The sequence below is a fragment of the Malaciobacter marinus genome, assembly GCF_003544855.1.
Classification (GTDB): domain Bacteria; phylum Campylobacterota; class Campylobacteria; order Campylobacterales; family Arcobacteraceae; genus Malaciobacter; species Malaciobacter marinus.
On the sequence record NZ_CP032101.1, the window covers coordinates 1,974,375 to 1,986,731 of the forward strand.

The 12,357-nt window shown below is 27.7% G+C and carries 8 protein-coding genes; 4 read left to right on the forward strand and 4 right to left on the reverse strand.

Annotated features, from left to right (window positions below; genetic code table 11):
- Window positions 1-4,437: a glutamate synthase large subunit gene (gene gltB / locus AMRN_RS09605; RefSeq protein ID WP_099311287.1), complete on the reverse strand. Its 4,437-nt coding sequence runs from the start codon at window positions 4,435-4,437 to the stop codon at window positions 1-3.
- 474 nt (window positions 4,438-4,911) lie between these two features.
- Here gltB and AMRN_RS09610 point away from each other — a divergent pair, with 474 nt between their 5' ends.
- From AMRN_RS09610 to AMRN_RS09620, 3 genes are read left to right on the forward strand one after another with little or no spacing between them, the layout of a single operon-like run.
- The gene (locus AMRN_RS09610) at window positions 4,912-5,970 is read left to right on the forward strand and encodes a TRAP transporter substrate-binding protein (RefSeq protein ID WP_191282119.1); all 1,059 of its coding nucleotides are present in this window, start codon (window positions 4,912-4,914) and stop codon (window positions 5,968-5,970) included.
- A 6-nt stretch (window positions 5,971-5,976) separates the two neighbouring features.
- A complete protein-coding gene (locus AMRN_RS09615) occupies window positions 5,977-6,603 on the forward strand; it encodes a TRAP transporter small permease (protein WP_099311288.1) in 627 nt (208 codons plus the stop codon).
- The gene (locus AMRN_RS09620; RefSeq protein WP_099311289.1) at window positions 6,600-7,880 is read left to right on the forward strand and encodes a TRAP transporter large permease; all 1,281 of its coding nucleotides are present in this window, start codon (window positions 6,600-6,602) and stop codon (window positions 7,878-7,880) included. The genes AMRN_RS09615 and AMRN_RS09620 overlap by 4 nt, the downstream gene beginning before the upstream one ends.
- A 196-nt stretch (window positions 7,881-8,076) precedes the next feature.
- Here the strand turns inward: AMRN_RS09620 and AMRN_RS09625 are convergent, their stop codons facing one another.
- Window positions 8,077-9,633, reverse strand: a complete 1,557-nt coding sequence (locus AMRN_RS09625) for a cache domain-containing protein (RefSeq protein ID WP_099311290.1) — start codon at window positions 9,631-9,633, stop codon at window positions 8,077-8,079.
- A 102-nt stretch (window positions 9,634-9,735) separates the two neighbouring features.
- Between AMRN_RS09625 and AMRN_RS09630 the strand changes: the two genes are divergently transcribed.
- The gene (locus tag AMRN_RS09630) at window positions 9,736-10,419 is read left to right on the forward strand and encodes a response regulator transcription factor (protein ID WP_099311291.1); all 684 of its coding nucleotides are present in this window, start codon (window positions 9,736-9,738) and stop codon (window positions 10,417-10,419) included.
- On the opposite strand, the gene AMRN_RS09635 is transcribed toward AMRN_RS09630, so the two are convergent.
- Window positions 10,412-11,209: an EI24 domain-containing protein gene (locus AMRN_RS09635; protein ID WP_099311292.1), complete on the reverse strand. Its 798-nt coding sequence runs from the start codon at window positions 11,207-11,209 to the stop codon at window positions 10,412-10,414. The two genes, AMRN_RS09630 and AMRN_RS09635, sit on opposite strands and share 8 nt — an antisense overlap.
- On the reverse strand, window positions 11,209-12,132 hold the full coding sequence (locus AMRN_RS09640; RefSeq protein WP_228150828.1) for a radical SAM/SPASM domain-containing protein: 924 nt from the start codon (window positions 12,130-12,132) through the stop codon (window positions 11,209-11,211). The genes AMRN_RS09635 and AMRN_RS09640 overlap by 1 nt, the downstream gene beginning before the upstream one ends.
- Between the last annotated feature and the right edge of the window lie 225 nt (window positions 12,133-12,357).

Genomic DNA, 12,357 nt, shown 5'->3' on the forward strand with positions numbered 1-12,357 from the left:
TTAATCTCCATTCTCAGGGTCTAGTGGCAATACCGTCATATTTTTAGGTTTTACCAACCAGAAATTTCTAATTTCCGCTCTAAAATTATCTAAAATTGATTCAGCTTTCTCACTTCCCGTTTCATTTAAATAATCTACCAATAATCTTTTCAAATATAATCTTTCTCTTTCTGTATCATCTGTATCAATTCTAACTGCTTCTATTAATTCTTGATTCATATTATCTACAAATGCTTTTTGATCATCATATATAAATGCTAAACCACCTGTCATACCTGCACCAAAATTAATACCAGTTGGTCCAAGAATTACTGCAATACCACCTGTCATATACTCACAAGCATTATCACCAGTACCTTCAACAACTGCAATACATCCAGAGTTTCTAACTGCAAATCTTTCACCTGCTGTTGCTCTTACATATAATTGACCACCTGTAGCACCATATAAACAAGTATTACCAATACCAGCAAAGTCTTTACCTTGATGTAGTGGAGTAATAGTTATCTTACCACCATTCATTCCCTTACCAACATAATCATTTGCAGCACCTTCTAAATGCAAATTCATACCTTTACTCAAAAATGCACCAAATGATTGACCTGCAATTCCTTTTAAATTAATATTGATTGTATCTTGTGGTAAACCTTCATCGCCATAGTATTTTGCAATTTCCCCTGAAATTAATGCACCAAAACTTCTATTTAAATTACAAATTTGTTCACTAACTTTTACTTTTAAAGTTGGTTTTTCAATTGCTCTATGAACTTTTTTTAGTATCTCTTTTTCAAATTTATTTTTATCAAATGGATCATTTGACTCTTTTTGACAAGTATTAACTCCATCAACTCTTCTTAAAATATTTTGAAAATCAAATTTTTTGGCAAATTCATCATCAATTACTTTTAATAAATCACTTCTACCTATTATTTCTTCCATTGTTTTATAACCAAGTTTTGCAAGAATTTCTCTTACTTCTTGTGCTACAAAATCAAAATATGAAATCAATCTTTCTACAGTTCCTGTAAAATAACTTCTTAAATCTTCATCTTGTGTAGCAACACCTACTGAACATTTATTTGTATGACAAATTCTTAAAATTTTACATCCAAGCAGTGTAAGTGCTGCTGTACCAAAGGCATAAGACTCTGCACCTAATAATGCAGCTTTAACAACATCTAAACCAGTTTTAAGTCCACCATCTGTTTGAACATGTACAAACTCTCTTAAATGATTTGCCTTTAAAGCATTATGTGCTTCTGAAAGTCCAATTTCCCAAGGATTACCTGCATGTTTAATTGAAGTCATAGGAGCTGCTCCTGTTCCTCCATCTCCACCTGAGATAATAATTTTATCCGCATATGCTTTTGCAACACCTGCTGCAATAGTTCCCACACCAATAGAAGAAACAAGTTTTACTGTGATTTTTGCTCCTGGATTAATTTGCTTTAAATCAAAAATTAATTGAGCCAAATCTTCAATTGAATAAATATCATGATGTGGAGGAGGTGAAATCAATGTAACACCAGGTACTGTATGTCTAAGTGTTGCAATTAAAGGAGTTACCTTATGCCCTGGAAGTTGTCCACCCTCACCTGGTTTTGCACCTTGTGCAACTTTTATTTGCAATTCTTGTGCACTTACTAAGTATCCTGGAGTAACTCCAAATCTACCTGAAGCAATTTGCTTTATTTTAGAATTTTTTAAAGTATTAAATCTTTTTGGGTCTTCTCCACCCTCACCTGAATTAGAAGCACCACCAATTGTGTTCATTGCTTGTGCTATAGCTTCATGTGCTTCTGGAGATATAGAACCACAAGACATAGCTGCACTTGCAAATCTTTTAAATATATTCTCTTTTGATTCTACTTCTGAAATATCAATAGACTTTCTATCAGAATTGAAATCTAAGAAGTCTCTAATAAACTTTTTATCTCTATTTTCAATTAGTTTTTTAAGTCCCTCAAAATCAGAAATATTTTCTTTTTTTGTAGCATTTTTATTATGCATTGAAGCAGTAGTTTTAGGACCATAATCATGATATTCTCCACCATCAACATATTTATAAAAACCACCTAGATCAAGTGGAAAAATATGATGATTATCATAATATGCATTATAGTGTGATTTTTCTATTCTTTTTTCAATATCTAAATAACAAAGTCCTGCTAATTCACTATGTGCACCTTCAAAACATTCAGATACAATTTTATCAGATAATCCAAGAACATCAAATAACGCAGAATTTCTATAACTAGCAACTGTAGAAATACCCATTTTAGACATAATCTTTAATAAACCTGCATCCAGAGATTTTTGAGTATTTTTAAGAAGTCTTTGCATCTCATATTTTAAAATATCTTTTCTTTCATATAAACCAACTATTGTTGCATACATCATATATGGATAAATAGCAGTTACACCAAAAGCTAATAATACAGCTGCCATATGAGGATCATAAACTTCACCTGAAACAGAAACCAAACAAACACAGTGTCTAACACCCTCTTTTAGTAAAAGTTGATTTATATAACCAACAGCCATTGCCATAGGAATAAGCTTTTTAGATTTACTAATATCTCTATCATCTAAAATAACTACAGTTACGTTATCATCTTTAACTGCATTTATTATATTTTTTCCAAGCTCTTTCAAACTTGATTCTAAATCATTCGTAAAAGTTGTACTAAATGATCTATTTTTATAATATTCATCATATCTAGGAGATTTTGAATTTCCAAATGAATATAAAATATCATATTTTTCTTTCATTAAAATTGGACTTGAAACTTTTAATCTTTTTGCAAACTCTACTTTTTCATCTAAGAAGTTATGAAGTCTTCCAAATCCTGTTTCTAAAGACATTACTACTTTTTCTCTATATGGATCAATTGGAGGATTTGTAACTTGTGCAAATTTTTGTCTAAAAAAATCTGTAAAATTTCTATTTACTTTTGAAAAAGCAGCAATTGGAGTATCATCACCCATAGAACCTACTGGCTCTTTACCATCTTTTGCCATAGGATCAATAATTTGATCTATTGCTTCATAAGTAATATTGAAATATTTCTGTCTTTTTTCAAGTTCTTCAACTGAATAATCACTCCACTCTAAAAATGACTCATCAATATATTCTTGAAGATATTTCATACCATTATTTAGCCATTTTGAATAGTTTTGAGATGATTTCAAATAATCATTTATATCATCTTCTTTTAATATTTTCCCATATTTAAGATCAACTCCAATCATTTGTCCTGATTGTAATCTTCCTCTTTCTAATATTTTTTCTTCATCTATATCTAAAGTACCATATTCAGAAGTTATATAAAGTTTTTTATCTTTAGTAATAACATATTTTGATGGTCTTAATCCATTTCTGTCAATTAAACAGCCTATGTGTCTTCCATCAGTTAATGAAACAGCGGCTGGTCCATCCCATGCTTCCATTGCAGCTGCTGTGTATTCATAAAATGCTCTTAAATCAGAATCCATGTGTGGAGAATTTTGCCAAGGCGCTGGAATCAAACTTCTAGCAGCTTTGAAAAAATCCACCCCATTTGCTACCATAAATTCAAACATATTATCCAAAGAAGCAGAATCTGAACTTCCTTCTTGTAAAATAGGTAAAATTCTTTTTATCTCTTCATCTGTAAAAATTTCAGACTTGATATTTTCAGATTTTATTTCTACGCTAAATCTATTTGCTTCAACAGAGTTAATCTCTCCATTATGTGCAATTGTTCTAAAAGGCTGAGCCAATTTCCATTGAGGAAGCGTATTAGTTGAAAATCTTTGATGAAATAAAGCAAATGAGATTTTAAAATCTTCATCTCTTAAATCAACATAAAAGTGCTTTATATGCGTAGGCATAACAAGCCCTTTATATGCGATTACTTTTGAAGAAAATGTAGGGATATAAAAATCTTGTTTATCTTTCAATTTATGCTCACACTCTTTTCTTGTTAGGTATAGCATTGCTTCAAATCTTTTCGATGACATTAATGTACTTGGTGTTACAAATACTTGAAAAATAGTTGGTAAAGTATTTAAAGCTTGTTGTCCAAGTGCATTAGTATCTACAGGTACTTCTCTTGTCATAAGTACTTTTAAGTCATTATTTTCACAAAATTCTTTAAATACATCTATATCTTTTGAATCTTTAGTAAAAATCATAGCTACAGCATAAGTTTCTGGTAAATCAATACCATATTCACTAGTAACTTTTCTCATAAAATAATCTGGCATTGAAAGAAGTAACCCAGATCCATCTCCCGTTTTTCCATCCGCTGCTACTGCACCTCTGTGCATCATTCTTTCTAGCGAAGTGATAGCATCTTCTAAATTATTATGGCTAGGCTTATTTTTCAAATGTGCTAATAAACCAAAACCACAGTTATCTTTAAAAGATGTTAATAAGTCTAAGTTAGAACCCATCATTTTCCTTTTTATTAATTTAGTATAATTATTTCATCCCTTATTAAAAGTTTAATAATATATCTTAATAATATTTAAAAAATGGTTAAAAATAACACATAAGCAGTTATTAAGCTTTAATTTGTTGCATAAAATGTGGTTACAGGGAGGTGACCTAATAATTTTTATTAAATTTATAAATTTCAAATTAAATATTCTCTTTTAATATAGAGAAAATAAAATAATTATTTCTACTTTTTACTAATATTTAATTTATAATTTTAAGTTATATTTAATACTTGCGCTTTTTTTGTTTTTTTTGCTATTTTTATGCTATTTTTCTCATTTTTTTCTATAATTAACATATGCTCAAATATCGATATTATAGTGTCTAGAACATTTTTTGAAAAGAAATTTAAAAATTTGCTATATTTTACATAATAAGTACATAATTTTACATTATAATTTTCTGTTTAACAAAATCAAGGAGTAAAAATGACAAAAATCATGAAAGGCATAGTATCTAGTGCTGTAGTTGCATCAGCATTATTTTTTACAGGTTGTGGTGACAACAAAGGTGACTCAAAAGAAGCTAAAGCTTCAGGAGAAACAAGTAAGCAAACTTATACACTTAAGTTTTCACATGTTGTAAGTGCTAATACACCAAAAGGTAAAGCTGCTGATTATTTTGAAAAAAGATTAGAAGAATTAACAGATGGTCAAATTGACGTTCAAGTTTATCCTTCTTCTCAATTATATAATGATAATTCAGTATTAAAAGCATTGAAACTAGACTCAGTTCAAATGGCTGCACCAAGTTTTTCTAAATTTGGTAAAATAGTTCCTCAATTAGCTTTATTTGATTTACCATTTTTATTTAAAGATATTGACCATTTACATAGAGTACAAGATGGTGAAGTAGGTACTGCACTTAAAGATATGGTAACAGATAAGGGATATAAAGCATTATCGTTTTGGGATAATCACTTTAAACAATTTTCATCATCTGTAAAACCTATTTTATTACCAGAAGATGCAGCTGGTCAAAAATTTAGAATTATGTCTTCAAAAGTTTTAGAAGCACAATTCCATGCAGTTGGAGGAAATCCTCAAATGATGCCATTTTCTGAAGTATATTCTGCTTTACAACAAGGTGTTATTGATGCGGCTGAAAACCCAATTTCAAATATCTACACTAAAAAATTTCATGAAGTACAAAAATATTTAACTATTTCTAACCATGGTTATTTAGGTTACTTAGTTGTAATGAGTGAAAAATTCTGGAACTCTTTATCACCAGAATTACAAGCAAATGTTGAGCAAGCAATCAAAGAAGCTACTGAAAAAGAAAGAGAGTACGCAGAAAATTTAAATACAGAACAATTCAACTTAATCAAAGAGTATGCTAAAGAAACTGGAAAATTAGAAATCTTTACATTAACACAAGAGCAAAGAGATGCTTGGAAGAATGCAGTAAGCAAAATTTATCCAGACTTCTATGACAAAGATGTTATTGGTGAAGATCTAATTAAGAAAACATTAGCAACGGAATAGTTTATTATGACTTTATTTAATGTTATTAGCAAAATAATAGGTCATATAAATCAAAAAATCGCAGTAATGGGAATCATTACTGGGGTTACTGTAGCATTTGTTAATGTTGTAGCTAGGTATTTATTTGATGCTTCATTTTCTTGGGCAACAGAATTAACAATTTTTTCATTTTTATGGAGTGTGTTTTTTGCAGCTGCTTACTGTTTCAAAAAAGATGCACATATTGCTGTTACTATTGTTTTAGATGTTGTACCATCAAGAATTGCAAAAATTATGCTTATAATATCACATTTTATAACATTTATTTTTTTATGTGCAGTATCATATTTTGGTTATAAATATCTATTACTTGTAATTGAACTAGATGAAAAATCTATTGATTTATGGGATATGCCAATGTGGATAGTATATTTGGTAATACCAGTATCTTTTGCATTTGGTGCATATAGAGTTGCTGAGAGAATTCATGCAATTTTAAGTACAAATCATGAAAAAATACTAAAAGAGAGTGAAGCTGAACATGTACTAGCTGATATGGGTATGGGTGCAAAAGAGCATAAGGATAATGAAAACGTGAAAAACTTAAATAAAATGGTTAAAGAAGTTGAAAAGAAAACAGGAGGAATGCTATGAGTGTAGCTGTATTATTTGGTATATTTTTCTTCCTAGTTATTTTAGGTACTCCAATAGCTATTTGTTTAGGTGCTGCAACATTTGTTACTTTGGTTCTATTTACACCAATTTCACCTATTGAAATTTCTTCAATGATGTTTGATAAAATTGAACATTATTCACTTATGGCAATTCCAATGTTTATTTTTGCGGGTAACTTATTAAGTAAAGGTAGTGCTGCACAAAGAATTATTGAATTTGCTAAATCAATTGTAGGACATTTACCAGGTGGTTTACCAATTTCTGCAATTTTTGCATCGATTATTTTTGCAGCGGTATCTGGAAGTTCACCAGCAACAGTTGTTGCTATTGGTTCTATTATGTTTGGTGCAATTATGCAAGCTGGATATCCTAAAAGATATGCAGTTGGTACTATTGCAACAGCAGGTTCACTAGGAATTTTAATTCCACCATCAATTGTTTTGATTGTATATGGTGTAACAGCTGAAGTTTCTATTGGAAAACTATTTATGGCAGGTGTTGTTCCTGGTGTTATGCTTGGTATTATGATGATGGTTGTAACTTACATTGGTGCTAGAAGATTAGGATTCGAAAGAACTGAACCACAACCTTTTAAAATACGATTAAAAAAGATGAAAGATGCAGCATGGGGACTTATGACAATTGTAATTGTTATAGGTGGTATCTATGGAGGTATTTTTACACCAACAGAAGCAGCAGCAGTTGCTTGTATGTGGGCATTTTTTGTATCTGTATTTATTTATAAAGATATAAAATTCAATGAACTTTATTCAACAGCATTAGAATCAGCAAAAACTACTGCTATGATTATGTTTATTATTGCCAATGCTATGTTATTTGCACACTTTTTAACAATTGAGAATATTCCTCAAGCAATTACAGAAGCATTAATTGAAGCAAATGTAAACAAATATATGTTCTTACTAATGGTTAACTTGTTACTAATTTTAGCAGGTTCATTTATGGAACCAAGTGCAATTATTATGATTATGGTGCCACTTTTACTTCCAGTAGCAGTTGCTCTTGGAATTGATCCAATTCATTTTGGTATTGTAATTACTATTAATATGGAATTAGGTATGGTGTCCCCACCAGTTGGATTAAACCTGTTTGTTACTAGTGGACTTACAGGTATGTCAATAAAAGATGTAATTGTTGCAGCTTTCCCTTGGACTTTAACAATCTTTGTGGGACTGATAATAACTACATATATTCCTCAAGTTGCATTATGGTTACCAAACCTAATGTTTGGATAATATTAGATTTATATCTATTTAATATTAAAAAAAAGCAAGAGATATCTCTTGCTTTTTTTATTTAATAAAGGTAAAAAATGGAAACATTTTTAAATGAAATAATAAGCTTTAGTGTTATTACAATAGTTGTATTATTACTTGCATATCTAACAAAGAAAAAAGAAGATCAATTAAATAATAAAGATAAAGAATAAGTCTATTTTTTAGGAATAACTATCTCAAATCTTGCACCATCATTTACATTTTGCACTCTTAACTTACCTTTTATATTTTTTTCTACAATAATTTTTGACATATAAAGTCCTATCCCTGTTCCATCACTATCGCTTTTAGTAGTAAAATAAGGTTCAAAGATTTTTTCAATTGGTTCTACTGCTATACCTTTTCCATTATCGTGAATAAAAAGACTTATATCGTTTTCATTCTCTCTTGCGAAAATTTTTATATTTGGTTTATTTATTTTATTTAAAATCAATATATCTTTTGCATTTGAAAGTAGATTTAATACTACTTGCTCAAACTCATTTAAATATGTATTAACCTTAAGATTTTCATCTATGTTTATAGTTATTTTTATTTTATTACTACTTAATGCACTTGATAAAATTGTAATAACAGACTCTACTGCACTATTTAATAAAAAAGTCTCTTTATCTTTTTTAGGCATAAAAAAATTCCTAAAATCATCAATAGTATGAGACATATAATCAATAACCTTTTCAGCTTCTTGTGATTTTTGTTGCATTATTTGTTCATCTAAACCATTCATACTATATTTAAACTTTATAAACATCAAAATAGATGACAATTCTGAAAGTGGTTGTCTCCATTGATGTGCTATATTTGAAATCATCTCGCCTAAGGCAATAAATCTTGATTTTTGCACAAGCAGTTGTTCATGTTCTCTATTTTTACTAACCTCTTCTTTTACTTTCTTTTCTAAATTTTGATTTAATTGCATTAACTCTTTAGATTTAGCTTTTACTTTATTTTGATAGTTTTGTAAAACATCATCTATTTTTTCTGAAACTAAAATTGATAGTACTATTGCTATAGTAAGAAATAGTAAAAAAACTAATATATTTTGTACTACTTGTGTTTTTACTCTTTGCTTTAAATCTTTTCTTTTTAGTGCAATCTCTTTTTCTATATCATCTGTATAAACACCTATTGAAATAACCCAATTCCAATGTTTATATAACTTAAAATAAGAAACCTTTTGTTTAATTTCATTTGATTTGGGTTTTTTATATGCATATTGATTAAAAGAGTCTCCTTTTTTTCTAATACTACGCATAAACTCTTCTCTAAATTTTTTCCCATCAGCATCTTCATATTTTGTAGAGATTAACTTTCCTAATAAATCAGGTCTATTTGGATTTACAATCATTTTTGCAAAACCATCCCCACCATTCATATTCTCTATTTCATATACAAAAAAGTAATCACTTCTTTTTTCTTGAAAAGAGATATTATTTAATAATCTAATTGCTTCTTTTTGGATACTTTCTTTTGTTTTATGCTCTTGTGTTATATTGTAATTTAAAATATCAATAACAGTTTCAACTTGTTTTTTTAATATCGCTTTTTGATTATTATAATACTCATTTACATATTTATCCATTTGTAATTCAAAGTTTTTATTTGTATTTTTTACATAAAAATATGAAATCATAAAAATCATTGAAGACATAATTATTATAAAAACATAAATTATCATTTTTGATATATTTTTTTCTGTTATTAGTTGCAAGATAAATTCCACTCTTAATTTTATTTTTCAATACTTCAAGTTTATGCATTGATTAGGCTTTTTTTGATATGATACCATATCTTTTCTAATAAGGATTTTACTATGAACCAAGACTTAATTAAGCAATTAAGTAGTTTTAATTTATTATATGTTGAAGACGAAGATGGAATTAGAAATAATATTTTTGAAATTTTAAAACATATGTTTAAGAATTTATATTTAGCAAAAAATGCAAAAGATGCTTATAAATTATATCAAGATAAAAAGCCTGACTTAATTATTACTGATATTAGAATGCCAAAAGAATCAGGAATTGATTTAATAAAAAAAATCAGAAAAACCGATTCAAAAGTTAGGGTTATAATTACATCTGCGCATACTGATTTGGAGTATATGTTAGAAGCAACAGAATTACATCTTGTAAAATATATTATAAAACCAATTACAGAAGCTAAATTAACAGAAGCACTTGAGGCTTTTATAAAAAGTTATGCAGCAGCACCTGTTTATAATCTTATTCCAAAATGGATTTATGATGAAAGCAAATCATGTGTAACAGGTCCAGATGTAGAACACATCTTAACAAAAAAAGAGAATGCTTTTTTAAAGTTACTAATAAATAAAAATAGAATCATTACATACCAAGAGATGGAAACACAAATTTGGGATGATGCAAATGTCATGACTCCAAATGCAATGAGACTATTTATAAAAAACTTTAGAAAAAAATTACCAAATGGTATTTTAAAAAATATTCAAGGTACAGGGTATAGGCTAGTTACTTAAGTTCTAAGAACTTATCAATAGCACTTGCTTCACCCTCTTTTAACTTTCTTAACTCTATAAAGTATCCATGACCTAAATATATTATAAAGAAAACCGCTGAAAATAGCGTAATAAAAGGAATCATTGATAACATATAAAGTAAGAAAGTTCTTATTCTAAAACTATTTTTCCCTTTTTTATGTATTAAAAAATAATCTTCATCATTTAATATTGTTGATGCAACATCATGATTTAATAGTTTATGAAAAAAATAATAAAATGGTATATTAAAAGCAATAACATTAACTAATGGTATGAAATACAAAGGAATAAATAAAATAAATAAAAATATCATCATAAAAGTACTTTTTGCTAAAACAAAAAGTGGCGTTAACATTGTTCCATGTCCATCCATTTTTAAATCACTATAATGTCTTTTATGTAAAGCTTTTAAAATAAAAGGTGTTAAAAAACCAATAATTGCAAGAGTTAAAAATACAGAAAACATCATAACAAATATAATTCCAATTGTATAAACTAAAAAAGCAACAATCCAAGCAGTAACTGAATATTGAAGTAAAAAAGTAGCCCAATCAAAATAAAATGGTGCATTTTCAGGTGCTGTTATTTCTTGTCCATTTTGCGCTTGTGTTATAACTATTTGTAAAGAATCCATTCCATAACCAGCTGCACTAAAAAATAGTATATACATAATAAACAAAGTAAATATTAAAGGTAAAATTGCAAACTTTAACATCTTTTTTGTAAAAAAATCTCTAATACTTACTTTAACTAAATCCAATTCATTCATTAATTTTCCTTATCAAATCTTTTTCTATAATCACATTTTTGACATAATTCTTCAATTAAAATATTTTTTTTAAACCCTTTTTGTATATCTAAAACTCTTTTACTTTTCAATATATCATCAAGTTTTGAGCTGTTTATATTTCCTAAATTTATCACTGCATTTTGGTCTAAACAACAAGGTACGACTTCACCACTACTTAATATTCCAAAGTGAGAATCTAAACCATAGCAAAATCCTTTTGTTGAAATAACATTTTCATCCAAACTTGGCCACTTAAAATAATCATCAAAATTAAAAAATATTTTTCTTGCAATTCTTATATTTTTAGGTCTATTTTTATAAACATCATCAATATCAATATTAGATTCAAACTCACTATTTATTTTGTCAAAAACTTTTTTATTAAACTCTTTTGCACTTTTTGTATCATCTAAATTCCAAATTCTTAAATTTATAAAGTATTCATGATTAATTGATTGTGCATATTTTATAAAATCAATAATAGCTTGTAAATATTCATTTAAACTTTTTTTATGAGAGTTTGCATTATAAGAGTTTATTGAAAAGTTTATTTGTTTTAAAATAGTATTACTCAAAGCTTCATAATGTTTTTTATTTATATTATTTGCAGTTGTTGTAATATTTACTTTTAATCCATGCTTTTTGCTTATATTTAAATAATCATTTAAATTTGACAAAACTAAAGGATCACCTACAATGTGATATGCTAACTCTTTTGTATATGATTTCAACTCACAATTTAACTCATCAAATTTTTCTAAATTCATAGTAGCATTTGGTTTTATTTTTGGAGGACAAAAAGAGCATTTTAAATTACAAATATTTGTTATTTCTATATGTACTTTTCTAAACTTTTTAATAATTGGCCTTTTATTTTTTTGTATTATAACAAATTTTTGCAATAAAAAAACCTCCATAAAAACTATGGAGGTAAATAAGGTATATATATAGTGTCTAAACTGTAAGTTTGCTTACTTTAAGCACCTTAAGCTTTTATAATAATCTATTTTATTTAAAAGATTATAATCTTTTACCATATAAATGGTAGGGTTATTTGTAATATTTTACAAAATTAACTAAAGTTTCAAATATCTTTTAAACCTTTAGCATTATCACAAAAAGCTTCT